The 24,294-nt window shown below is 55.4% G+C and carries 20 protein-coding genes; 16 read left to right on the forward strand and 4 right to left on the reverse strand.

The window, feature by feature from the left end; translation table 11 throughout:
* Nucleotides 1–90 precede the first annotated feature (90 nt).
* The 3 genes from FLT43_RS27175 (at nt 91) to FLT43_RS27185 (ending at nt 7,544) form a co-directional block, all read left to right on the forward strand.
* Nucleotides 91–2,343, forward strand: coding sequence for a DNA translocase FtsK (locus FLT43_RS27175; protein ID WP_087443012.1), 2,253 nt, complete (start codon nt 91–93; stop codon nt 2,341–2,343).
* 265 nt (nt 2,344–2,608) lie between these two features.
* Entirely contained in the window at nt 2,609–5,683 is a 3,075-nt protein-coding gene (locus FLT43_RS27180) for an RCC1 domain-containing protein (protein ID WP_164776571.1), read from the forward strand.
* Nucleotides 5,684–6,329: 646 nt separating this feature from the next.
* Complete coding sequence (locus FLT43_RS27185; RefSeq protein ID WP_087443014.1) at nt 6,330–7,544, forward strand: bis-aminopropyl spermidine synthase family protein; 1,215 nt, start codon at nt 6,330–6,332, stop codon at nt 7,542–7,544.
* 61 nt (nt 7,545–7,605) lie between these two features.
* Here the strand turns inward: FLT43_RS27185 and FLT43_RS27190 are convergent, their stop codons facing one another.
* From FLT43_RS27190 to FLT43_RS27200, 3 genes are all read right to left on the reverse strand, one after another.
* Nucleotides 7,606–9,372, reverse strand: coding sequence for a SulP family inorganic anion transporter (locus FLT43_RS27190; protein WP_087443015.1), 1,767 nt, complete (start codon nt 9,370–9,372; stop codon nt 7,606–7,608).
* Between the two features lie 155 nt (nt 9,373–9,527).
* Nucleotides 9,528–9,863 (reverse strand): ArsR/SmtB family transcription factor, encoded by a 336-nt coding sequence (locus tag FLT43_RS27195; RefSeq protein WP_006676633.1) that lies wholly within the window; start codon nt 9,861–9,863, stop codon nt 9,528–9,530.
* A gap of 96 nt (nt 9,864–9,959) precedes the next feature.
* Complete coding sequence (locus FLT43_RS27200; RefSeq protein ID WP_087443016.1) at nt 9,960–11,192, reverse strand: MFS transporter; 1,233 nt, start codon at nt 11,190–11,192, stop codon at nt 9,960–9,962.
* Between the two features lie 320 nt (nt 11,193–11,512).
* Between FLT43_RS27200 and FLT43_RS27205 the strand changes: the two genes are divergently transcribed.
* The 5 genes from FLT43_RS27205 (at nt 11,513) to trhA (ending at nt 17,450) form a co-directional block, all read left to right on the forward strand.
* Nucleotides 11,513–12,928, forward strand: coding sequence for an FAD-binding oxidoreductase (locus FLT43_RS27205; RefSeq protein WP_087443017.1), 1,416 nt, complete (start codon nt 11,513–11,515; stop codon nt 12,926–12,928).
* A gap of 71 nt (nt 12,929–12,999) precedes the next feature.
* Entirely contained in the window at nt 13,000–14,391 is a 1,392-nt protein-coding gene (locus FLT43_RS27210; RefSeq protein ID WP_087443038.1) for a (Fe-S)-binding protein, read from the forward strand.
* A gap of 33 nt (nt 14,392–14,424) precedes the next feature.
* A complete protein-coding gene (locus FLT43_RS27215; RefSeq protein ID WP_087443018.1) occupies nt 14,425–15,396 on the forward strand; it encodes a GNAT family N-acetyltransferase in 972 nt (323 codons plus the stop codon).
* Nucleotides 15,397–15,765: 369 nt separating this feature from the next.
* Complete coding sequence (locus FLT43_RS27220; protein ID WP_087443019.1) at nt 15,766–16,635, forward strand: MurR/RpiR family transcriptional regulator; 870 nt, start codon at nt 15,766–15,768, stop codon at nt 16,633–16,635.
* Between the two features lie 167 nt (nt 16,636–16,802).
* The gene (trhA, locus tag FLT43_RS27225) at nt 16,803–17,450 is read left to right on the forward strand and encodes a PAQR family membrane homeostasis protein TrhA (RefSeq protein ID WP_087443020.1); all 648 of its coding nucleotides are present in this window, start codon (nt 16,803–16,805) and stop codon (nt 17,448–17,450) included.
* Nucleotides 17,451–17,517: 67 nt separating this feature from the next.
* Here trhA and FLT43_RS27230 read toward each other — a convergent pair whose 3' ends face one another.
* On the reverse strand, nt 17,518–18,279 hold the full coding sequence (locus FLT43_RS27230; protein WP_087443021.1) for a MerR family transcriptional regulator: 762 nt from the start codon (nt 18,277–18,279) through the stop codon (nt 17,518–17,520).
* Nucleotides 18,280–18,523: 244 nt separating this feature from the next.
* Between FLT43_RS27230 and FLT43_RS27235 the strand changes: the two genes are divergently transcribed.
* The 8 genes from FLT43_RS27235 to FLT43_RS27265 all read left to right on the forward strand — a co-directional run bounded on the left by FLT43_RS27235 (nt 18,524) and on the right by FLT43_RS27265 (nt 23,894).
* On the forward strand, nt 18,524–18,883 hold the full coding sequence (locus tag FLT43_RS27235; protein WP_087443022.1) for a putative DNA-binding protein: 360 nt from the start codon (nt 18,524–18,526) through the stop codon (nt 18,881–18,883).
* Nucleotides 18,884–18,902: 19 nt separating this feature from the next.
* Nucleotides 18,903–20,276: a signal recognition particle protein gene (gene ffh, locus FLT43_RS27240; protein WP_087443023.1), complete on the forward strand. Its 1,374-nt coding sequence runs from the start codon at nt 18,903–18,905 to the stop codon at nt 20,274–20,276.
* A 54-nt stretch (nt 20,277–20,330) separates the two neighbouring features.
* Nucleotides 20,331–20,603 carry a 30S ribosomal protein S16 gene (rpsP, locus tag FLT43_RS27245; protein WP_006676643.1) on the forward strand — a complete coding sequence of 91 codons (273 nt, stop codon included), beginning with the start codon at nt 20,331–20,333 and terminating at the stop codon, nt 20,601–20,603.
* 23 nt (nt 20,604–20,626) lie between these two features.
* Nucleotides 20,627–20,857, forward strand: a complete 231-nt coding sequence (locus FLT43_RS27250; RefSeq protein ID WP_087443024.1) for a KH domain-containing protein — start codon at nt 20,627–20,629, stop codon at nt 20,855–20,857.
* Between the two features lie 143 nt (nt 20,858–21,000).
* Nucleotides 21,001–21,519, forward strand: coding sequence for a ribosome maturation factor RimM (gene rimM / locus FLT43_RS27255; protein WP_087443025.1), 519 nt, complete (start codon nt 21,001–21,003; stop codon nt 21,517–21,519).
* Nucleotides 21,519–22,394 (forward strand): tRNA (guanosine(37)-N1)-methyltransferase TrmD, encoded by an 876-nt coding sequence (gene trmD, locus FLT43_RS27260; RefSeq protein WP_087443026.1) that lies wholly within the window; start codon nt 21,519–21,521, stop codon nt 22,392–22,394. Before rimM ends, trmD begins: the two co-directional genes overlap by 1 nt.
* 178 nt (nt 22,395–22,572) lie before the next feature.
* Nucleotides 22,573–22,779: a hypothetical protein gene (locus FLT43_RS29815; RefSeq protein ID WP_221936168.1), complete on the forward strand. Its 207-nt coding sequence runs from the start codon at nt 22,573–22,575 to the stop codon at nt 22,777–22,779.
* Nucleotides 22,755–23,894, forward strand: coding sequence for an IS4 family transposase (locus tag FLT43_RS27265; RefSeq protein WP_221936169.1), 1,140 nt, complete (start codon nt 22,755–22,757; stop codon nt 23,892–23,894). Before FLT43_RS29815 ends, FLT43_RS27265 begins: the two co-directional genes overlap by 25 nt.
* Nucleotides 23,895–24,294: the final 400 nt, after the last annotated feature.

Below are 24,294 nucleotides of genomic sequence, written 5' to 3' on the forward strand. Positions count from 1 at the left end.
CGGAGCAGTAATGCTGCAAATTTGTAAGATTGGTTGGACGTTAGGCGGAATATGTTGTGATATGATTGGGGGGAAGAATGAGGAAAGCTGGTGCTGGCATTGAGAATATTGCGTGGTCTTGTTAATCTCATTATTATTATTGTACTTTGGGCGATCCTTAAGAATATTTGGGAGCCTGCTGCTTATATATTTGTGCCATTGTTTGCCGTTGTGATGTTCTCCGGGCTGAACAACAGAACGGAGCAGGGCAACGAAGCAGGGCGGCACGATGAACAGGCGGAAGCTCTGAATGAATGGGACGGGCATGGTAATGACGGAGATGAGTACGATGTAGATGAGTACGGTGAGGATGATGATGAAGAGGACGAAGAAGATGAGGAGTATGACGAACTTGTCGAGGATGCTGCGGTCATCGTAGCACAGGCGGGCTATGCTTCCCTGGAACTGTTGGAGGCCGAGCTTGACATTCACGAGGAAGATGCCGAGTACATACTGAATGAATTGGAGGAGTATGGAATTGTTGATGAAGCTTCAAGCGACAGTTCTGTACGGAAGGTGCTCCTGACACCGGCGGGTGTTCAGGCACTCGTGAACTCATGGCATGAGTATGAGGATGATGAGGAGGAATATGAAGGTGACAATGGAGACGACGAGGACGAGGCGGGTTGGCATAGCTTGAGAGATGAACGGGTGAAGAATGCGGCGGCGGTCGTGGTGGACACGGGCTATGCCTCGGCATACCTGCTGCAGTCTCACCTTGCTGTCGATACAGAGCGAGCGACGGAATTGCTTCATATTTTGGAGGCTTGTCATATCGTCGGTCCAGCAGATGGACATCGCACCGAGCGAAGCGTGCTTGTGACTCCTGCGTGGATGGAACGAGAGCTTGGGGAGGTATACGAGGAAAAGGAAGCGAAGAATGGGATAGCAGGATTGCTTCAGCAGCTCGACGCTCTTCATGGCATGGACGCGGCCAAGCTACATATCCGACAGTTGGTTGATGTCCTGTCAGAGATGAACGAGCGGGAGGACCGCGGGTTCGATACCTATGAACTGCGGATGAATATGATTTTTGCGGGTCTGCCAGGCATGGGTCAGATGACGATCGCGCGTATTGTCGGCAAAATCTTATATGAGATGGACATTCTCTATGAGGGGGACGTTGTGGTGGTTCCTTTCTGCGAACTGCTAGGGTCAGATCCGTTCACAACCTCTGCACAGGTTCACGATGCTCTTGAAGGGGCTTCCGGCAACGTTGTTGTCATTCCCGATTTATACCGGCTGTCTGAGCCTGGTGCGCCGGAACAAGGCAGTGAGGCGATCCATGCTCTATTAAGCTATCTGGATCAGTGCAACGAGGAGATCGTTGTCATTTTGAGCGGGGCGCCGAATAGACTTAATAGTTTATTGGACAAATATATCGGGATCCGCACCTTTTTCCCGTATTTGATTCCGTTTTTGCGAACGGCTACGACAGCGGGCGGGAACATTGCGGATGCGACGGACGAACATTTTTACCAGTTTGAACGTCCTTCCTTGTCAGAAGAACGAGTCGTACCCGAGATGCCGGCTTTAGTCTCACCGCCACGGGAGGATGAGGGAACGAAGACTGTTGCTCCGCAATGCGAATCGGTTCAGCAGAATGAAGTAAGACTTGAGCAGGATGGGGTTCCGCATAGCGAGGTAAGACTTGAGCAGGACGGGGTTCGGCAGAACGAGGTAAGACTTGGGCAGGATGGGGTTCGGCAGAACGAGGTAAGACTTGAACCAGATGTGGTTCAGGCAGAACGGTTCGACTGGGAGGCGGAGCTGAGCCGTATCGAAGAGCTGCATGGACAGCGCGCCACGCTGGCAGAGTGGGAGGAGCAGCTCCATGCCTACCACGAGCGTAAGGCCAAAGGCATGTATGCGGATGCCCCTCCGGCCTGCTTCGTGTTCAAGGGGGGCACGGAGTCGGGCAGGGCATCGCTGGCTCAATGGCTGGCTGGCCTGTATAAGCATTATGGCATTGTAGCCCAGGGACATGTCGTAACCGCGGAGCTGCGGGACATACGTTCAATGCAGGAGCTTAATGAACAGCTTCAGAACCGTCTGCAGCAAGCGGAGGGAGGATTGCTTGTCGTCCATATCCACGAACTGGGCTCGGCCGCCGATCGGGTACAAGCGGAGCGGGCAGTGGCGGATGCGCTGATGAAGGCGACCGATAAGATGAACGCAGACAAGGTCATCGTCATTGAAGGGTCAGAAGAAGAAGTGAAGGCGTTCCTCGATGTCAGCTCGGTGCTGCGTATGCGGTTCTCCAAGCAGATCGAGCTGGAGCGGGTTGCTGCTGGCAAGGCTTAATAATCGTATTCAGGTGTAAGAAGGAAGAGCCGTTGAGGACAATATCTCGATGGCTCTTTGGCCTGCCCACGAGTTGCTGAATGCGAGGAGGCCGGCAAGCAAGATACAGTCTGCTCGCTTGATGCTGTACTCCGTTGCATTCTGAATGAAGGTAAAATGAATTTATTTAGTTTGTTGGTCATAGTTCCAATTGACTATATAGCCAAGCCGTTTGGTATAATTAACCGGTAAACATATGGAGGGATCCTTAAAAAGGGGGAGAAACATGAACCGGTTGCGAATGATGAAAAAGATGATGTGCGCCGTGCTCGTCTTGCTGATTATGGCACAAGCGATACCGCTAACGGCAGGAAAGGCCAAAGCGGAAGCGGCGCCGAGCGTGACAGTCCGGAAGGTGGTGACTGGGGACCAGCAGTCGTTTGCGCTGGATACAGATGGGCACTTGTGGGCATGGGGGGCCTACGACAACTTTATGTTCGGCGGCATTTCGATGCCGAAGGTGATGGAGCTGCCGTTCGATGGCACGCGGATTAAAGATATTGCGAGCGGTTATAACTTCGTCTTCGCGCTGCTGGAAGACGGAACTGTCTGGATTCGCGGCGAAGGGAGCAAGTCCAAGCAATTCGAGCAGGTGCCGGGTCTGAACGGCCTTGCATCCATTGATACGACGGCTTACTATGCATATGGGCTGGGAGCGGACGGCAAGCTGTGGCAATGGAGCGGTTATTCGCCTACATACGGCGTGTCCAATCCTCCGCAGGCGAGAACGGATGTCCAGGACATCGTCCAAGTGACGGGTGGATATATCGTCAAGGAGGACGGGACGGTGTGGAATCTTGGGTTTGGAAGCGAAGAGCCGTTGACCCAAGTCCAAGGATTGACTGACGTTGAGCGGATAGCGGTAGGCAATATCGACCAGACCGGTTATGCACTGCGCAAGGACGGCAGCGTATGGGGCTGGGGGAACCGCAAGCTGGACAAGATGAATTTGCCAGCGCTGCAGACCGATTATAAGCGTTTTTTCGAAGCGGTTCCAATCGATGGGCTGGAACACATCAAGGCCATTGCCGCGGGTTATCATCATTTTCTCGCGTTGACTGAGGATGGCACGGTCTGGGCGTGGGGACAAAATGAGAGCGGCCAGCTCGGCAACGGCAGCACGGCCAATAGCGGCGTTCCCGTGCAGGTGAAGGGGCTCCGCAATGTCACTTCGATTTCTAGCGGATATCAGGTTGATCATTCCTTCGCCATACTCGCCGATCAGACGGTATGGAGCTGGGGAGGCAACAATGAGCGCGAGACGGGAACGCAGGAAGAGGCGAAGGCGGTTACCGTTCCGCGGCAAGTGAAGTTCACTCCGGTCGCAGGGAAGGGCGATGAGAAGTTCACGATTACGCAGATTGGACAAGGCGCGACCAGGGTAGATACGGCGGATAGCAACGCTCAAGGCATGATCATTGCCGCCACGAAGACTCAGCTCTTGGTGTCTACGAACTATGGCGAGACGTGGAGCAGGAAGCCGCATCCTGTGAAGGATTCTTTTTATACGGTTAAGCATGCCGGCAGCAACTTCTACTATTGGACGTATAACACGAAGAAGCCGCAGTTGCTGATGTCCCGGGATGGGACGAAATGGAGCCCGGTTGCGGTGGAGGGCCCGGATGGAGCACTTACCGTAAGAAATATTATGCTGCTACATAAGCAATATGTGCTGCTTGCCAGCTATGACGGGCAAGAGAAAACGTATATATTCACTTCCGGAGACGGAATTAGCTGGAAGCAGACCGGCATTTTGCCTGCGGATGAAATTTATGAGGTGGCTTGGAACGGCAAGCGATACACCGCATTTGGCGGAGGCCATCTCTATTACGGTGCGGCGAAGAGCCGCAATCAGTTCGTCGTCATTCCGAGTGAACAGCGGGCGGGAGAACTGATTATTTACACATCCGACGATTTAAAGCAATGGACGCAGCAATCCGGGTCCGTCAAATCGCTGAAGTATACATTCGTAGTGAACGGAAAGCCAAGAAATAACTATTATGTCAGCATGGCTGAGCCGGTAAGCAACGGCACGATAACGCTAATGGATGCCTATGGCAATATGTTGACGTCGAAGGACGGAATTTCGTTCACGCAGCGGCCAGCGGCGAGCGTGTTCAAGAGTATGTACGGAAACGGGCCGATTTTGTCGAACGGCAAGCAATATCTTATCTATATCAGCCGCTGGCGGGATGAAGGCGTGGTTCTCACCTCGACCGACAAGGTGACTTGGACTGAGCGGAAGATTGCGAATATTCCTTTGGCGATGACCGTACTGAAATCAGGCAAGAAATTTATCGGATTCGGGGACGGCGGACTGATCGCCGTATCGAGCGACGGCTTGAATTGGAAGATAAAGCAGGGTCCGGCGCCAACGCAGTTCACCAACGAAATTGTTAAAGCGAATGGCCGTTATGTCGCGGTCGGGTCGGAATTTTTGCACAGTGTGCCGGGGATTCTGACGAGCAAGGACGGGACTGCCTGGACACAGGTGTTGAAGTCGGAACGCAATCAGAGCGGATATCAGGATGACATTCAGTCGGTGGAGTGGAACGGAAAAATATTCGCAGCCGTCGGCGGAGCCTATACGTATACGTCGAGCAACGGGACAATCTGGTCCAAACGTGCTTCCGTCCAAGGAATGAACTTGCAAAAGGTGATCTGGACTGGCAAAACGTTCGTCGCTCTGGGCCGATCGCTGGACCAGAAGCAGTACGCGCTATATACATCCGCGAACGGCGTCAACTGGAAAGCAAGCTACCGCACTTCGAATCCGCTTCTCGATATCGCCGTCCATAACGGGACGGTCGTGGCGGTAGGAGCGAAGAAAAATAAAGCCATGGCAATGAGCAGCAAGGATTTGACGAACTGGAAGGAAGCCTTATTCACGCTTGGCAAGGACAACAAGTCATGGAATGCAATGATGAAGAACTCTTTGTACGATTATGCCGGGGAGTCTACATTTACAAGCGTGCAGTGGGTGAACGGGCAGTTCCTGATTGCGTCCGACAAAATATACGGTTCGAAGGACGGCGTGAACTGGTCGGCCATTACGGGTACCTACGATGAGTATATGCAGGGGAATTCGGTCTGGTCGAGCAGCGGGCGCATTTTGTGGACAGGGCAAGATTACTATTACTACAAAAATAACATTATCGGGGTATCGAAAGATTTAAAGCAGTGGCAGTTCTATCAGTTCGATGAACTAAGCGGACTGAACCATATGATCTGGACCGGGGCCGATCTGCTTGGCTCTGGGCAAGACGGATTGCTGGCAAGAATGAAGCCGAAGAAAAAGTAAATCCGCCCTTCCCGTGCACGGGAACTGGCATGCTGCGATAAGACTGCCAACTGATCATCATCGGCGGGCCGGCGTCTTATGCTTCAACGGCTTGATATTCGCTTCCTAATCTTGTATGCTAAAGGTACCTTATAGGAATGGGGAGCTTTTGATGTCGGTGTTTTGTTCTTAACCAACCGAATTGGATAATGTGAATTCCGTCGTGTGCATGCCGCAACAGAGCCGATCTGTGGCATCTGTTTGTGATGCGCGAATGGAATGTCTCACACGTGTTAAGAACAAAGGCCATCCACTTGAATTCCATCGATTGCGATCAGCCGTGCTCTTGAGCGCGGCTTTTGTTATGCATGGCCAGCCGGCTGGCGTATCCGGGATCCGTGAACGATCCTGGGCAGGACTGAAGCGCGGACGCGATCAGTCTGCACGGATACGTCTGCAGCTGGGCGACAGGCTTGGGAGTATTGCCAGTCCTGTAAACATATGCGGGCAAGGCGCACCCCGTTGCGCAGGCTCCCGAGCAGCAACGATCGCTACGAAGATGATAGGGCAGAAGATGGACGTATGTTCATGTTCTGCCCTTTTTGGCATTGAAGCAGTCATGGCCTTGTTCTATCTTATCAAGCGATGAAGCGAGGTAGACTTTTCCATGAAAACCCTATTCGATACGATCCATGAAAACATACGCCTTGATGAAGGCACGCATGTCATTGAGCAGATGCTTATCGCCTGTTATATGAAGCCGGGCATTGCTACGAAAGAATTGGCCCGGCGCACGATGCTGCCGGTTCCGCTTGCGACGGCCGCCAAGAAGGAGCTTATTCGCGCCGGCCTGCTCCGGCAGGACAGAGGAGTGCGCTGCACGCCTGCAGGCGATGCCTGGGTTGAGCAGGAGTGGGATTATGACGGGCTCGATATCGCCCTGTACCGTGCCTTGCTCAAGGACGATACGGCCTGGCGGACCGTATTGGCCGACTGGTGGAATGAGTGGAGGGGCATTTATGAAGCCCGGCCGCAAGCGGACGTGCAAATCGATCAATCGAAATGCACGATGGAGACCAGTCTGAAGCGAGCGATGCTGTGCTTGCGCGAGCACGCGTTGATCGGCAAGCGAGTGCTCTGTATCGGCGACGATGATCTGGTCAGCATTTCGCTAGGCCTGCTGCTGAAGCGGCTGTTCCCGGGGAGAAGCAGTCTGAGGGGCGGGATTCATGTCGTCGATATCGACGAGCGCTTTTTACAATATATTCACGATGTCGCGAAGCGGGAGCGGCTTCCGATAGTATGCCATCATGCGGATCTCCGCCAGCCGCTGCCGGAGGAGCTGCACGGCCGCTTCGATTGCTTTCTCACGGATCCGCCGTATACGATGCAGGGCATGAGCTTGTTCCTGTCCAGGGGCATCAGTGCCCTCAAGCGGAAAATAGGGCTCCCTATATTCCTGTCATTCGCGCATAAGCCACCCGGCTTCACGCTGGCGATGCAGCAGGAGTTCATTCGCATGGGGGTGATGGCGCAGGAGATTATCCCGCATTTCAATGAATATGAAGGAGCGCAAATGATTGGCGGCCGCGGGCAAATGATCGTGCTGAAGTCGACGGAGCGGACCGCTCCGGGCCAAGAGGAACGCTATGAAGGAGCGATATACACCGGTGAATTTAGGCGGACGGAGCGTCTGTACCGCTGCAAGCAGTGCTTCGGTACGGTTAGGGTCGGCCAGGATTTGGAGATTGGCACGATTGAACAGTTGAAGCAGCGCGGCTGCTCCCGCTGCGGGGGCTTCATCTTCGAGCTTGTGGAAAAAAAGCAGTGCGGGAGGGAGCCGCACCGCCCGCAGCCCATCAGCGGCAACACGGATAGTTGAACGCGGAGAAAAAAGAACACCGGTCTGCCCGGGCAAGGGCAGACCGGTGTCCCTATGAGGCTCACACGCCGACGGTGTCCCGTTGCCGGACCGCACATGGCTGGTCCGGCGACGAGGCGGCGCCGGATAAGGCGGCGCACTCCCTGAACGCGAAATGCCTGCACCCTTGACAGCGTGCCATACTGATGCGCGTCAGGGCGTAGTCGATGGCGGCGCCCGTCCGATCGAAGAAATGGTCGGCCCCGATACGATCGGCCAGTCCGGTCCGGGACAGCAGCGTCTGCGGCTGGTCATGGATGCCGGTCACGAGCACGATGCCGCCTTGATGCTGCACGCGGCCGACGAGAGCCGACAGATTCGATTCGGCGGTGGTATCCATGTACGGGACGCGGCCCATGCGCAAAATCAGCACGAGCGGGGTGTCTGCGGACTGATCCGCCAGCGACTGCTCGAATGACTGGGCCGCTCCGAAGAATAGCGGACCTTCGACCGTGAACATGCTGATTTGCGGACAATGCCGGCCGTCCTTCACGATTCGGGAAGAGACCTTGGCCTTCCGGTCGGCCGGATCGGGCAGCACTTTGGCGACCTTGACGCCTTCGCTCATCCGCTTCACGAACAGCACGACGGCCAGCACGAGCCCGGCCTGCACCGCCACTGTCAGGTTGAAGAAGACGGTCAGCAGGAAGGTGACGGCCAATATGAGCGAATCAGCGGTTCGGGTCCGCAAAATATGCAGAAAAGCTTTGCGCTCGCTCATGTTCCAGGCGACGACCATCAGAATCGGCGCCATAGCGGCAAGCGGAATATTCGAGGCATACGGCGCGAAGAACAGCAGCACCAGCAGCACGACAAGCGCATGCACGACCCCTGACACGGGAGAGACGGCTCCGTTCCGGATATTGGTCGCCGTCCGGGCGATCGCTCCGGTCGCGGGAATGCCGCCGAACAACGGCGTGATCATGTTGGCGATGCCCTGCCCGACGAGCTCGCGGTTGCTCTTGTGCCGATCGCCCGTCATGCCGTCGGCGACGACAGCTGACAGGAGCGATTCAATGCCGCCGAGCATCGCGATAACGAAGGCGGGCTGCAGCAGATGGACGACGCGATCCCAACTGATTGCCGGCACCCGGAATTCGGGCAAGCCGGCCGGAATGTCACCGAAGGTTGAGCCGATCGTTGCCACTTGGCCAGGGAAGAACCAGGCGGCAGCCAAGCTGGAGATGAGCAGTCCGATCAGCGATCCGGGAATGCGGGGCAGCCATCTCGGCGTAATTAGCAGAACGGCAAGGCAGAGAGCGGCGGTCACAACGCTATATAAATTGAGCGACGGCAGCTGCAGGACAAGGGCGCGCATGTCGGCGATGAAGCCGCCCTGCTTGTCAACGTGCACACCGAGAAAATCAGCGATCTGCCCCGTAAAGATGATGACCGCGATCCCGGAGGTGAAGCCGATCGTGACCGGCCGCGGGATGAAGCGGATGACGGCTCCGAAGCGGAACAGACCCATCAGCACCAGCATGAGTCCAGCCATGAAGCCGGCGATGAGCAGGTTTTCGTATCCATATTGCAGGACGATGGCGAACAAAATCGGAATGAACGCGCCCGTCGGCCCCCCGATCTGGAAGCGCGAACCGCCTAGCAGCGAAATAAGCAGGCCCGCTACGATCGTCGTATAGAGCCCGTACTCCGGCTTGACGCCCGAAGCAATGGCAAACGCCATCCCTAGCGGAATGGCGACAATGCCGACAATGCTTCCAGAAATCATATCTTTCTTCAGTGACTGCACGGTATATCCGGCATAACGTCCGCGCAACAACGGTTTCATTCACTTTCCCACCATTTCTAAATATCTGATTATTTGAATATACAAAAAATCATATATTTCATTTCCGCTTCTGTCAAAGCCGGTGTAGCGCCGTGTATGGCGGCCAGAAAGGGAAAAGAGAGGAAACCCGAGTCCGTTACTCGAATCCCTCTCTTTTATGAAGATTCTTGCTTTTTGATGTTTTGCAGCATCGAAATCGAGTTGACAAGATGATTGTCGAAGATGCGCTTCGCCACCTGGAGCAGATCCTTAATCATCGGATCGCGCAGAGAATAAATAACCGAGGTTCCATCCTTAACGCCGTAGACGACGTTCTTGCCGCGCAGGACGGCCAACTGCTGCGAGACAGCCGATCCTTCGATGCCGAGGATCGACTGGATTTCGTTCACCGTCTTGTCTCCCTCGCATAGAACCTCCAATATTTTGATTCTCAAGGGGTGTGCCAACGCTTTGAAAAACTCGGCTTTGAACTGTTGAATGTCCGGATACATGGCGTACTCCCTTTGTCATGGAAAGAGTAGATATAGAATAGTGTACCACAAAACGGACGCTTCTGGAAAATGGAGGCCCAGGTGCGGGCGGCTTCCTCAGGAAGAGAGCGGAGGAGACTCATGGCCCTCTGCCGCCGCATGCTTCTTCTTCAAAATGAACCCGGTGCTCGCCGAGAGCAAGTACATTGTCCCGCCAACGATGTATACCGCCTGCGGTCCCCACATATCGGCCACCGTCCCGGCGAACAGCACCGACACCCCGAACAGGACATAGGTAATCGTGCTCTGCGCCGCGAATACACTCGGCTGCTCGGCGAGCGGGGTGTATTGTTGGACATAGGTCCGCTGGGCGATATCGCGCAGCTGGTACAACGGGCCCATCAGCAGGACGATGGCCAGTGCGATGAAGGCTTGCGTATTGAACGCGTAGCCGTAGGCGAACAGACTCACGCCGAAGGAGCCGACAATAATGGCGCTCACGAGATGGCGGTGGATAAGGGCAGACAGCTTGAGCGTAATCAGCCCGCCGATAATGGTGCCTGCATAGTAGGCGGCATTAATATAGCCCCACCACGCTTCATCCTTCTGCAGCACTTCCTGCGCGAAGACGAGTGTGACGCCGCCAATCCAGATGCCGCCTGCGATTCCTTCGATGATATCCATCCACGTAATGATCCGCATCTGCGGATGGGTGAACAGAAAGGTCCAGCCGGCCAGCATGGAGCGGGATGCTGTGGCCTTCCGTTCGATCTGTTCCTGATGGGACAGGCGGACGAGGAAGAGGCAGCCGAGGAGCAGCAGCCCGGAGGACAGCTGCAGCACAAGCGAGTGGCCGAGCTTGGCGACGAGAATGCCGCCGGCGGTCCAGCCGAGCAGCGACAGCATCTGCATACTGGTGGAGACGAGGCTGTTCGCCTGCACGCGCTTGTCCTCTTCGACAAGGCGCGGATAGAGCGCATTGGCCGCGGCGGATGCGCAGCCTTCAACATAGCCGATTAGCACGATGCCGCCGAACGCATAGCCGAGAAATGCCGGCGCAGGCAGAATTGATGATAAAGGCGCCAGAGAGAAGGCGACAAGTCCGGACAGCGCGCATTGGAGCAGCAGGAAGAGCCGCGTCACGTTGGCGACCGTCAGCTTCGTGTACCAGAACGGCAGCGAGAAGCTGCTCGACAGCACGGCGATGGAGCGGACGAAGGAGACCGCTCCGGCGAAGGCCGCCGAGCCGGTTAATTGGTATACGGCGGCGATCAAAGTCATCATATAGAGCGAGCCGGCCAGATTGGCAAACGATCGGCTCGATAATAGCGAGTAAAAGGAACGATTCAAGCAAACACCTCATTGCATCGGCGGTTCGCACGGAAGCTGGGGACCGGCCTTGGCGAATACCTCGTTAAAGTAATTTTTTCCTATTATACCATGTTGGAATAAGAATGCTACTTATTTTTTTATAATAATTATTCTACTTTACTGGCCTCTCTCCGTTTTTTTCTATGAACTGTCTTTCCTTTATTCGATGTTCCTGATATATTAAACCATAAATCATAATATAATTTTGAAAAAAAATTTCAGAATGCATTTGCTTGAAGCGATCAGATCATCTGAATAGTATGCCTGCTCGAGGACATCACCAACAGGAGGGAAATACGATGATATTGAACGAAGTGCGGCAAGAGCTGCTTCGGCTGCTTGGCCCGGAACGCTTCCGCGACGATATGGAAGCGCTTATCACGCATTCGTATGATGCGACACCGATGCTTCAGACGATGCCGGATGCGGTCGTCTACCCGGAATCAACGCAGGACGTGCAGCATATTCTCCGGCTGGCGAATGAGCACCGCATTCCGATTGTTCCGCGGGGAGCGGCCAGCAATCTTTGCGGCGGCACGGTACCGGTATCCGGAGGCATCGTCGTGGCGATGACCCGGATGAACCAGCTGCTGGAGCTCGACACCGACAATCTGACGGCCACGTTCCAGCCGGGGCTGAATACGAAGCAGTTCCACCGCGAGGTGGAGAGGAAGGGGCTGTTCTATCCGCCCGATCCGAGCAGTATGGTGATCTCGACCTTGGGCGGCAACATTATGGAGGGCGCCGGCGGCTTGCGCGGCTTGAAGTACGGCACGACCAAGGACTATGTCATCGGTCTGGAGGCGGTTCTTCCTTCCGGTGAGGTCATCCGGACGGGCGGCAAGCTGTACAAGGACGTTGCCGGCTACGATTTGACGAAGCTGCTCGTCGGGTCCGAAGGGACGCTCGCCATCGTAACGGAGGCGACGGTGAAGCTTATCCCTGCACCCAAAGTGAGACAGACGATGCTGGTTGCTTTTGAAGACATTTATGCGGCCGCGCGCTCCGTCTCGCGGATTGTGGGCGCCGGCATCATTCCCGCGACGCTGGAGTTCATGGATCAGCCGACGATACGGGTCGTGGAGGAATACAATCATATCGGCCTGCCGACGGATATGGAAGCGGTGCTCTTGATTGAGCAGGACGGGCAGGAGCAGCTTGGCGTCGGGAAGGATATGGAGGCCATCGCCTCGATATGCCGGGAGGAAGGAGCGGCCCGCATCGATATGGCGCGGGATGAGCATGAGGCGGAGCAACTGATGAAGGCGAGGCGCAGCGCGCTGTCGACCTTGGCGCGCATCCGGCCGACAACGATATTGGAGGATGCGACGGTGCCCCGTTCCCGCATCGCGGATATGGTTTTGGCCATTAATCGGATCGCGGCCGAATACGAGCTGAATATTTGCACGTTCGGTCATGCCGGGGACGGAAATTTACATCCAACCTGTACGACAGATGCGAGAGACAGCGCGGAGATCGAACGGGTGGAGCAGGCGTTCGCCGATATTTTCGAGGAGGCGATTCGGCTTGGCGGCACAATCACCGGCGAGCACGGCGTCGGCACGGTCAAGGCGCCATATCTGGAATGGAAGGTCGGAGAGGCGGGCATCGCCGTCATGAAAGGCATTAAGCAGACGTTCGATCCGAACGGCATCATGAATCCGGGCAAAATCTTCGCCAAGCCCGCACGCAAAAGGCTGGTGATTGCACGATGAGCACCGGCAGCATGACCAACAGCGAGAACAATAAGGTGAATAATAGTATGCAAAACAGCATGCATAGCAGCATGAACGGCAGCATGAACGGCATCCGGGACAAAGAAAGCGGGAAAGGTACGGCGGGCGCTCTGCAGCAGCAGCTGGTTCAGGCGCTCGATTACGAGCAGCTGATGAACTGCATGCGCTGCGGATTTTGCCAGCCGTCCTGTCCGACGTTCCGGGAGACCGGCCTGGAGGCCGCTTCTCCGCGCGGGCGTATCGCCCTCATGAAGGCGGTGGCGGACGGGCTGATGGAGCCGGACGCCGCGTTCAAGCAGCAGATGGATCTGTGCCTGGGCTGCCGTGCCTGCGAGCCGGTATGCCCCTCCGACGTCAAATATGGCCAGCTGCTGGAGCAGACGCGGGAAGTTTTGTTCGAGCATACGGACCCGCAGCCCGGAGCGGTACCGCTGCGCCGCCTGCATAAGCTGGCGAAGCCGGTCTTCAAGCGCCACAACCGCTTGCGGCTGATGAGCACGATACTGCAAGCGTACCAGCGCTCCGGTCTGCAGCGGCTGGCGCGGCGGGGCCGCATGCTGCGCTGGCTTCCGCAGCATATGCAGACGATGGAGCGGATTATGCCCCGGGTCGACAGCCGCGGCGTCGTGAAGCGGACCGGCGGGCGCCGGTTCCCTGCGAAGGGCGAACGCATCGGCACGGTCGGGCTGTTCCGCGGCTGCATTATGGACGTTCTGTTCACGGAGACGAATGTCAAGACGGTTCGTCTGTTGACGGAGTCCGGCTATGATGTCGTCATTCCGGAGGAGCAGTCCTGCTGCGGCGCCTTGTTCTCCCATAGCGGCAACCGGAGGACGGCGCTGGAGTTCGCCATGCAGAATGTGAAGGCGTTCCGGGAAGCGGGCGTGGATTACATCGCTATCAATGCAGGCGGCTGCGGGGCGACGCTGATCGAATATGATCATTTATTGGCGGATGAAGCGGAATGGGCTGAGCCGGCGCGCCAGTTTTCCAAGCAAGTGAAGGATATTAGCGAGCTGCTCCTGCGCTCGGGCCGCTGGAACGATCTGGCGGTACCGGCCAAGCGATCCCCGGCTGCGGATTCTAGCTCTTCCATCACGGTCACGTATCAAGATTCATGCCATCTCCGCAATGTGATGCGGGCCGGCGACAGTCCGCGCCGCTTGCTGTGCATGATTCCGGATACGAAGTTCGTAGAGCTGGAAGGGGCGGAGATCTGCTGCGGTTCGGCAGGCATTTATAATCTGGTGCAGCCGCAGATGGCGAACGATATTCTCGATGCCCGAATGGACGCGGTGGACCAGACGCAGGCATCCGTTATCTTGACAAGCAACCCGGGCTGTCTGCTGCAGATGAAGGCGGGAGTGGAACGGGAGCAAGCCCATGACCGGATTCAAGTTATGCATATCATCGATTATTTTGCGGAAAAAGTGTTGAAATAATATTTTATATTTTTATAGGCGGGAGGAATGTAGATGAATGTCATTCCATTGCAGGCCGAGTGGCTGGGTCCGATGCTTGACTTATGGAACCGGGAATTGGGCGGGCATTTTCCGATGCGGGAAGAGCTGCTTCGACAAAATACGTTTGAAGATGTCAATGTCTATGTGCCGGGCTCATGGCTGGCTCACAGCCCGGATGGAACGCTGCTTGGCTTCGTCGTAGCGAAGACATGGCGGGAAGAAGATCGCGGCATGAAGCTAGGGGAAGGCGGGGGCTGGATTCAGGCCTTGGTCGTTCGTTCCGAGGCGAGGGGCCGGGGGCTGGGAAGCCGGCTGCTGGCGCTGGCGGAAGAAGCGCTGCAAGCGGCCGGGGCGGATAAGGTCTTTATGGGACGGGATCCGTGGCATTATTTCCCCGGAGTTCCGGCAGCGCTCGCATCAGCCCGCCCATGGCTGGAGTGGAGAGGCTACCGCTTTTTATATGAAGTGCATGATCTGTATGCAAGTGTTACGGATGAACCAGCCCTTCGGCCGGCCTATTCGGGGGGCGCGCAGGCGAGATTGCTGGAATGTAGCGATCGGGAAGAAATGCTGCGTTTTTTCCATAGATGCTTCCCCGGCCGCTGGTATTATGAGGCGCTGTGCTATTGGGAGCGCGGAGGGCAAGGCCGGGAATTCCTTGGCCTGTTCACGGAGAGCGGAGAGATGATCGGCTTCTGCCGCGTCAATGACGAAGCTTCCCCGTATATCGCGCAGAATACGTATTGGGCTCCGCTCGTCCCGGAGCCGCTCGGCGGAATCGGTCCGCTCGGCGTGGACAGCCGTTATCGCGGCAAAGGCTACGGGCTGGCCCTGGTAGAGGAAGGCATCGCCGAATTGGAGGCGCGCGGGATGAAGCATCTCGTCATCGACTGGACGGAGCTCGTTGATTTTTATGCCAAGCTAGGCTTTCAGCCGTGGAAGAGCTACGATTTGATGGCGAAGTCGTGGAGCAGAGATGCGTAGAGGCGGGCGCTCCTGATGGGACAAGAAGCGGAAGCGGCCAGCAAGTGATCGCTCCAGGCGATGCATGGCAGCATGCCCGGCCACTCCAGCATTCCTGGGCATGTGGCGGTCGGGCGGGCCCGCGGGCGGCCCGTCCCTTTGCCAGCCGCACTATGAGATTATTTTCACTTGAGACTTATCTGGGGCGGACCTGATCTCGATTGCGCACGCGGCCTTCGATCGCCGCAGCTTCGCCCTGCCGTACAGATACGAATGGCATTTGGCCGTCCCGCACGGTAAGATAGAAGACATCAGGATGCGATAGCAGGCACGGACAAGCATCCGAACGCGTGTCCGCGCGGAACGAAAGGAACGAAGGGGGAACCAACCATGTTTGCTTCACCGACGAAAGGCGGCCTGATCATGCTGTCCGATATGCTGGGCAAGCTGCCTCCGTCCGAGAAGAAAATCGCGTCGTATATTTTGGCGCATCCCGAAGAGGCGATCTCGCTGACCGCTTCCGAGCTGGGAGAGAAATGCCATGCCAGCAGCGCCGCCGTCATCCGCTTATGCAAATCGCTGAAGTTAAAGGGCTTCCAGGAATTGAAGCTGCGCATCGTCGGAGATTTGAATAAGTCGGAGAGCGAAGGGTACCGCGACATTAGGCCGAATGAGCGGGTCGACACGGTATTGGCGACCATGACGAACAACAGCATTCAGGCGCTGCGGGAGACATCTGAGCTTGTCAATCTTCACGATATGGCCGCGGTGGCCGAGCTGTTGATCCGGGCGCGGAACATTCTTTTCTTCGGCGTGGGGGCATCGTCGATTATCGGCATGGATGCGCAGCAGAAATTTCTCCGGATTAACAAGCCGGCCACCGCGTTTACGGACCTGCATGTGGCTGCGATGAATATCGCGAACATGACGGAGGAAGATGTCGTGTTCGGCATTTCCTATTCCGGAGAGACCCTGGAAGTGGTTGATCTGCTGAAGCTGGCCAATGCGAAAGGCTGCCAGACGGTCAGCCTGACCCGCTACGGAGATTCGCCGGCCGCGGCGGAAGCGGGCATCAACCTGTATATCTCGGCGACGAAGGAAGCGACATTCCGCAGCGCCGCGACGTCTTCCCGGCTTGCCCAGCTGCACATCATCGATGTGCTGTTCATGTGCGTCGCCTCCCATCAATATGAAGAGACCGTGCAATACTTGGATCAGACGCGGGAAGCGATTCGCTTCATCAAAGATCGCCACGGTTAATTTCAAGGACAATCCGATACTCCGGGCAACGGCCCCTCCCGTGACTTCATGCCGCAGGAGGGGCTGCGCGATCCGGGGCTTCCGCACCGCCGCCGACCGCCTGCATATAATGTAATCCGCCCAGATGATGCTGGCGGCAGGCAGAACACGGCAAGGAGGGAACCCGAATGATGGATCGGCCGTCGCTGATGAAGCGAAGAGACGAAAGGGCGAGCGCTTATTCGCACGGCATCGGAATGATATGCAGTCTCGGCGCGTTGGCTCTGCTGATGGAGGCGGGGATAATCCATGGGACGGTATGGCATATCGTCAGCGCGGGCGTGTATGGGCTGACGCTCGTGATGATGTTCTCCATATCGACGTTCATGCACAGCGCCCCCGAAGGGAAGCGCAAGGCATGGCTGACGATGGCGGATCATATGTCCATTTATGTATTCATTGGCGGGAACTACACGCCGTTTCTGCTTGTGTACATGCGGAATGAATTCGGCTGGCAGCTGCTGGGGGCCATCTGGGGGACGGCGATTGCTGGCATTATTTTGAAGCGATACTATACGGGACGGTACATGTGGCTCTCGACGATCGGTTATCTCGCGATGGGCTGGCTCATCGTCGTGGCCTGGCCGGAACTGTCTGCCGTTCTGTCGCCGGCCGGTCTTGTCCTGCTCGTAGGCGGAGGAATCAGCTATTCGGCGGGGATCGTATTTTTCGTATGGAGAAAGCTTCCCTATCACCATGCAATCTGGCATCTGTTCGTGCTGGCGGGAGCGGGACTGCATTTCGTATGCATTTACCGTTATGTTATGCTCGGATGACATATAAGGAGGTGCGCCATGCCCCGCAGGAATGCAGCCGGCATGACGCCTCTCTCCATAGCGAATATTACAGATGGCGCTCGGCGTAAATGCGCATGGCGTCGCGCAGCGTCTCCGCCAGAGCGGGATGAAATCTGTCGTACAGCTTGCGGAAATCGGCGTGGTCCACGTACAATTCACCCAGGCCGGTATAGACCTCCCGCGTTGGGGTGTAGAAGCGGTTCACCCATTGGAAGTGCTCGGCGATAACCTCCTGAATTGGGTCGCTGTCCGGCGAACAGCCCTCGCGAATGTGGGCGGCGATGCGCTCGTGTATACGCTCGGATTCGTGCTGCACGTCCTGCCAGTCGCTGCGCGACCAGGCGTTAGTGCGCGCCTCGCTCTCCCGGATATGGCGCTCGGCGCCCGCCCCGTATTTCTCCTTCAACTCCTCTACATACTTCTCTTGCCTGCTTCGGTCAAATCCGTCGAACCATTGCTCTGCGTTCATGGCTTGTTCTCCTTCCGTCTCGTGTATCGTGCGATCCAGCGTGGCGACCAGACGCTGCAGCCGATCGATTCGCCCGATCAGCAACTGGCGGTGCTGCTGGAGGGCTGCCTTCTGATCGAAGGTATCCGAGTGCATCAAGGCCTGAATGTCCGTCAAGGGGAGGTCCAGCTCTCGGAAAAACAAAATATGCTGCAGCTGCCGCAGCTGATCGTCTTCATAATAACGGTAGCCGTTCTCTCCGATATAGGCCGGCTTCAGCAATCCGATCTGATCGTAATACCGCAATGTCCGGATCGTGACGCCAGACAGCTTCGATACTTCATTCACGGTGTAGGCCATCCATTCATCGCCCCCTTCATGCCTGCGTCTTCGAGTTCAAGTGTTCAAGCAACCTTCTTGGTGCCGAAGCCCCGCTTTTTTGAACACGCTCATTATAAAGGGTGACGTAACGTTACGGTCAATATGCAAAAAAGAAATATTCGAATGTTAAGGTCGAACCCTTGACATGGCCACCGGATTCGGATATGATTAGGAACGTTGATGGGCTGTAAAGGTTTTTTCCTTGACGAAAGGAGTGGCCCGGATGAACGAGGAACATGTTCTGGAGAAGACGAACCGCGTTAATATGTTGTTCGATTTCTACGAACCTCTCTTGACGGAGAAGCAGCAGACGTTCCTGAAATGTTATTTTCAAGACGATTTTTCACTAGGCGAGATCGCCGCTGAATTCGGCATTAGCCGCCAGGCGGTATATGAACATATTAAGCGGGCGGAGCAGACGCTCGGCTCCTATGAGAGCAAGCTTGGATTGGTAGCGAAGTATGAACGCCGGAAGCAGCTGCTGGATGCGCTGCGCGACGAATTGAATGAGATAATGGGTATGCCCGACCCGCAGCGTGCGGAACTGCAGAAGATTATCCGTGAACTGCAGGCGTTGGATTAAGGGAACGGGGTGAATAGGAATGGCATTTGAAGGACTAACGAGCCGGCTGCAGAATGTGTTCGGCAAGCTGCGCGGCAAGGGAAAAGTAACCGAGGACGACGTCAATGAAGCGATGCGCGAGGTGCGCCTCGCGCTGCTGGAGGCCGATGTTAACTTCAAGGTCGTCAAGGAATTCATCACTAAGGTGAAGGAGAAGGCGGTCGGCCAGGAAGTGATGAAGAGCTTCACGCCGGGCATGGTCATCGTTGACATCGTTAACAAGGAACTGACCGAGCTGATGGGCGGGACGGCCGCCAAGCTGGCCAAGGCGAACAAGCCGCCGACGGTCATCATGATGGCCGGCTTGCAAGGCGCCGGGAAGACGACGACGTCCGGGAAGCTGGCGAAGCTGCTGCAGAAGCAGAACCATAAGCCGCTGCTGGTTGCGGCCGACATTTATCGGCCAGCCGCCATCAAGCAGCTGGAGGTGCTGGGCGCGCAGATCAATGTGCCGGTCTTCTCCCTGGGCGATCAGGTCAGCCCGGTAGAGATTGCGCGCCAGGCGATGGAGCATGCGCGCGCCAATCACCTGGACTATGTCATCGTCGATACGGCGGGCCGCTTGCATATCGATGAAGCGCTGATGGAGGAACTAAAGCAGATTCACGAGACGGTGAATCCGGACGAAGTTCTGCTCGTCGTCGATGCGATGACCGGTCAGGATGCGGTCAATGTCGCGGAGAGCTTCAACCAGCAGCTGGCGCTTACCGGCGTCGTGCTGACGAAGCTGGATGGCGATACGCGCGGCGGTGCGGCGCTGTCGGTCAAGGCCGTGACAGGCTGTCCGATCAAGTTCGCCGCTCTCGGCGAGAAGATCGATGCGCTTGAGCCGTTCCATCCGGAGCGGATGGCGTCCCGGATTCTCGGCATGGGGGACATGCTGTCGCTCATCGAGAAGGCGCAGGCGAATATCGATGCGGACAAGGCGAAGGAAATGGAGATGAAGATGCGCAATGCCGCATTTACATTTGACGATTTCCTTGAGCAGATGCAGCAAGTGAAGCAGCTTGGGCCAATTGATCAGATTTTGGACATGATTCCGGGCATGAACAAGATGAAGCAGACGGCCAATCTGAAGGTGGATGAGCGCCAGATGGGCCGGATCGAGGCGATTGTGCGCTCGATGACGAATGAGGAGCGGCAAGATCCCGATCTAATCAATCACAGCCGCCGCAAGCGGATTGCTGCCGGCAGCGGAACATCGCTAGCCGATGTCAACCGGCTGATTAAGCAGTTCGACGAGATGCGCCGGATGATGAAGCAGTTCACCGAGATGATGGGGCCGAAAGGTCCGAAGATGATGAAGAATTTGAAGAGCAAGGCCGGCAAAGGAATGAGATTTCCTTTCCGCTGATGCATAGGGCCGGTTCCCCATAACGAGCCGAATTCCGTTAAGGAGGTGAAAGTCGTGGCAGTACGTATCCGTCTGAAACGTATCGGTGCTCACAAAGCTCCGTTCTATCGTGTCGTTGTATCTGACTCCCGCTCTCCGCGTGATGGTCGATTCATCGAGGAAATTGGTTACTACAATCCGGTAGCTCAACCGGCAGTCGTTAACATCGACGAAGAAAAAGCGTTGAAATGGCTGCAAACAGGGGCACAAGCTTCTGACACCGTTCGCAACTTGCTTAGCCAAGCTGGCGTCATGAAGAAGTTCCATGAGCAAAAATACCAGAAGTAATCTAACCGTTCGGAGGGTCGCGAATGGAAGAGTTAGTGTATGTTATCGCACGCGCTTTGGTCGATCATCCGGAGGAGGTCCGTGTGAAGGCCGTGGAGAAAGACCATATCATCGTATATGAGCTTCACGTCCATCCTGACGATGTCGGGAAGGTTATCGGGAAGCAAGGTCGCATTGCCAAGGCGCTTCGCACGGTCGTCACATCGGCAGCCGTTACGATTCCGAAACGGGTTGCCGTAGACATTATTTCTTAATCATGACGAAACGGGTTAGGATGAGATCCTAACCCTTTTTCGTATAGATGAAGCAATTGTGATACACTTATAATGCATGTTCAAAAATAATTCTTGTGAACTACCTTTAGGCAGACCCGTAATAGCAGGAGGATCGAGACGTGATGTCTGAACAATTGTATACCGTCGGCAAGCTGGTCAATACCCAGGGCATTCGCGGCGATGTCAAAATATTGGCGAGCACCGACTTCCCGGAAGAGCGGTTCGCTTCGGGCAGCGAGCTGATTCTGCAGCACCCTGAGACGAAGGAGTCGCTTACGGTCACCGTGGAACGCGCGCGGCCGCAGAAAAATGTCTACATTGTAAAATTTAAAAATTTCGACAACATCAATGACGTGGAACGCTATAAGGGCTGGAATCTCTATGTTACCGCCGAACAGCAGAAGGAACTGCCGGAGAATGAATACTACCACCATGAGATTATCGGCTGCCGTGTCGTAACCGATGAGGAGACAGAGCTGGGCGTGATTAGCGAGATTCTGGCGCCGGGCGCGAATGATGTCTGGGTCGTTCAGCCCGCGAAGGGCAAGCCAATTCTGCTTCCGGCTATTCCGGATGTCATCCTCGATGTCGATATTCCCGGCAAGCTGGTGAAGGTCCATCTGATGGAGGGGCTTCTGTAATGCGGATTGATGTATTGACGATCTTCCCGGAGATGTGCGAGGGCGTATTCCGTTCCAGCATATTGGGGAAGGCGCAGGAAAAAGGGCTCGTCACCTTGAATGCAGTCAATTTCCGGGACTATTCCGAGAACAAACATCAGACCGTGGACGATTACCCTTACGGCGGCGGCGGGGGCATGGTGCTCAAGCCGGAGCCGATCTTCGCGGCCGTCGAAGCCATGATCGCGCAGCAGACGGAGGCGGAGCGGATACAGCTTCGGGAGGAAGGGCACACCCCGGCGGCGGACGACTCGGATGTCCCGAGTGTTCCAAATAGTACTGACGGGCTCAATGGCCCGAACAGACTGGAGCGGAAGCGGCCGCGGGTCATCTTGATGTGTCCGCAGGGCGAGCCGTTCACCCAGGCAAAGGCGGAGGAACTGGCGCAGGAATCGCATCTCATTTTGGTCTGCGGCCACTATGAAGGCTACGATGAGCGAATCCGCGAGCACCTCGTTACCGACGAGTTGTCGATTGGCGATTATGTACTGACTGGCGGCGAGCTGCCCGCGATGGTCGTTACCGACTCAGTCGTGCGGTTGCTCCCGGGCGTGCTGGGCAATGAATCATCAGCGGTGACAGATTCGTTCAGCACCGGCCTGTTAGAATATCCGCATTATACGCGGCCGGCCGATTTCCGCGGCTGGACAGTGCCGGATGTGCTCTTAAGCGGCCACCATGCGAAGGTGGAGCAGTGGCGCAAAGAGCAGTCTCTGCGGCGCACCGTGGAACGGCGTCCGGATCTGCTCGAGTCCATCGAGCTCAATGAGACAGATCGCAAGCTGCTGGAGCGCATCATCGCGGAACGGCAAGCGAATGAAGCAACTAAGGATTAGCGCAGAAGAGCACTTCCCCGGGATGCAATGTCATTAAGATAAGGCGTGGAAACCATAATCAAGCACAAGAGCAGGTTATCGAAAAGATAGCCCGCTCTTTTTTTGAAAGAAAATCAAGACTTAACAGGTAGATGGATATGTGTGGCGAAGACCCTTGAAACACGAGGAGGCCACGTCCATGAATGAGTATGCGAATTCGCTAAAAAAAACGCTGACATCCCTCATACGAGAAATGGCAGCCGCACCAGCTCCTTATGTCAAAAACCCTGAAAAAGATTTTACCCGAAAGAAAAAGCTGCCCTTTGAAACGGTGATGCAACTCCTGATCTCCATGGGGGGCAACAGCATATATAAGGAACTTTGGAATCACAAGGCTATGACGTAAACACCGCAACCACTTCCGCTTTTGTCCAACAGAGGAATAAAGTGCTGCCGTCTGCTGTGGAATTCTTGTTTCACGCATTTACGCAATCGGTTACGGATATCAAGGACTACCGAGGGTATCGGCTACTTGCCGTTGACGGTTCGGATTTGCATATCGCAACTGACTCTGCGGACACGGACACCTATTTTCAAAGTCAACCGAACACGAAAGGCTATAACCTTCTGCATTTGAACGCTGCCTATGACTTGTGCAACAGACTGTACGTGGATGCCATTGTTCAGCCACGAAGGTTGTGCAACGAGGGAAGGGCGCTGGCTGCTATGGTTCACCGTTCTCCAATCAAGGGCAAAACCATTGTGATTGCCGATAGAGGTTATGAAAGTTACAACAATTTCGCGCATCTTGAACGCAAAGGGTGGAACTATGTCATACGGGTAAAGGATTTGGATTCCAATGGTATTCTTTCGGGCTTGCGTTTGCCCTCTAGCGGAGAGTTTGATAGGAACGTTCATCTGACACTCACCAAAAAACAAACCAAAGAGGTCAAGGCTAATCCCGAGATTTACAAGTTCGTTCCTTCCACGTCTACCTTTGATTTTTTGGATTTGCATGAGAACTTGTTTTATCCGATTTCCTTTCGGGTGGTTCGTTTCGTCCTGCCGAGTGGCGCTTTTGAGACCGTCATTACGAATCTTACCGCCACGGATTTCCCACCGGGTGAAATCATGTCAATGTATAACATGCGATGGGGCATTGAAACCTCATTCCGGGCATTAAAGTACACTGTCGGTCTGACGAATTTTCATGCAAAGAAACGAGAGTCCATCACCCAGGAGATATTCGCAAGAATGATCCTGTACAATTTCGCTGAAATGATGACCTCGCACGTCGTCATTTCCCAAATGGAGAAACGGCACCCCTATCAAGTTAACTTCACGGTTGCCGTTCACGTGTGTAGACACTTCCTGCGCTCAAGGGACGATGAACCCCCGCCTGATGTTGAAGCGCTGATTCGCAAAAACATTTTGCCGATTCGACCCATTCGCCCAGGGCAGCAGAATACGCGCAAAATACGCTACAAATCAGTGGTTAGCTTCGTCTATAGAGTAGCATAATTTGTTTCATATGAACATTTTTTTAAGCGGATCTTCCCTCCGCTTTGTTTGCCGTGCACTTTTTTCCTTGCTTGTATAAAAAAAGAAACGGCACAGGGTCTTTCCCATGCCGTTTTAGATTCCTATGTTTTCGGCTCTTGTCTTTGAGCTAAACTTAATGACATTGCCCCGGGATGTGCTCTTTTTGCATAATATTGGATTCAGGAGTGCAGCATGCAGGAAAAGCCCGTGAACCAAGGCATAGGCCGTAGTTCATGGGCTAGGGTGTGGGAGTAAAAATTGCGGCTCGTCCGTCTTAAGCCACGAATTTCTGCAGCAGATCAATCAACGGAGGAATAACCGCCCCAAGGAATTCCAATACTGCGATGAAGATTGTCATATCAATCACTCCCCGATAATT

The organism is Paenibacillus thiaminolyticus (assembly GCF_007066085.1).
GTDB lineage: Bacteria > Bacillota > Bacilli > Paenibacillales > Paenibacillaceae > Paenibacillus_B > Paenibacillus_B thiaminolyticus.

What these genes read in the sequence shown, in the direction of transcription:
- FLT43_RS27195 (WP_006676633.1), bottom strand. Translation starts at nt 9,863, where the DNA reads ATGTATCCGGACATTCAACAGTTCAAAGCCGAGTTTTTCAAAGCGTTG.
- FLT43_RS29815 (WP_221936168.1), top strand. Translation starts at nt 22,573, where the DNA reads ATGAATGAGTATGCGAATTCGCTAAAAAAAACGCTGACATCCCTCATA.
- FLT43_RS27230 (WP_087443021.1), bottom strand. Translation starts at nt 18,279, where the DNA reads ATGGCCTACACCGTGAATGAAGTATCGAAGCTGTCTGGCGTCACGATC.
- trhA (WP_087443020.1), top strand. Translation starts at nt 16,803, where the DNA reads ATGATGGATCGGCCGTCGCTGATGAAGCGAAGAGACGAAAGGGCGAGC.
- FLT43_RS27220 (WP_087443019.1), top strand. Translation starts at nt 15,766, where the DNA reads ATGTTTGCTTCACCGACGAAAGGCGGCCTGATCATGCTGTCCGATATG.
- FLT43_RS27210 (WP_087443038.1), top strand. Translation starts at nt 13,000, where the DNA reads ATGAACGGCAGCATGAACGGCATCCGGGACAAAGAAAGCGGGAAAGGT.
- FLT43_RS27250 (WP_087443024.1), top strand. Translation starts at nt 20,627, where the DNA reads ATGGAAGAGTTAGTGTATGTTATCGCACGCGCTTTGGTCGATCATCCG.
- rimM (WP_087443025.1), top strand. Translation starts at nt 21,001, where the DNA reads ATGTCTGAACAATTGTATACCGTCGGCAAGCTGGTCAATACCCAGGGC.
- FLT43_RS27190 (WP_087443015.1), bottom strand. Translation starts at nt 9,372, where the DNA reads ATGAAACCGTTGTTGCGCGGACGTTATGCCGGATATACCGTGCAGTCA.
- FLT43_RS27215 (WP_087443018.1), top strand. Translation starts at nt 14,425, where the DNA reads ATGAATGTCATTCCATTGCAGGCCGAGTGGCTGGGTCCGATGCTTGAC.
- FLT43_RS27185 (WP_087443014.1), top strand. Translation starts at nt 6,330, where the DNA reads ATGAAAACCCTATTCGATACGATCCATGAAAACATACGCCTTGATGAA.
- trmD (WP_087443026.1), top strand. Translation starts at nt 21,519, where the DNA reads ATGCGGATTGATGTATTGACGATCTTCCCGGAGATGTGCGAGGGCGTA.
- FLT43_RS27235 (WP_087443022.1), top strand. Translation starts at nt 18,524, where the DNA reads ATGAACGAGGAACATGTTCTGGAGAAGACGAACCGCGTTAATATGTTG.
- FLT43_RS27205 (WP_087443017.1), top strand. Translation starts at nt 11,513, where the DNA reads ATGATATTGAACGAAGTGCGGCAAGAGCTGCTTCGGCTGCTTGGCCCG.
- ffh (WP_087443023.1), top strand. Translation starts at nt 18,903, where the DNA reads ATGGCATTTGAAGGACTAACGAGCCGGCTGCAGAATGTGTTCGGCAAG.
- FLT43_RS27180 (WP_164776571.1), top strand. Translation starts at nt 2,609, where the DNA reads ATGAACCGGTTGCGAATGATGAAAAAGATGATGTGCGCCGTGCTCGTC.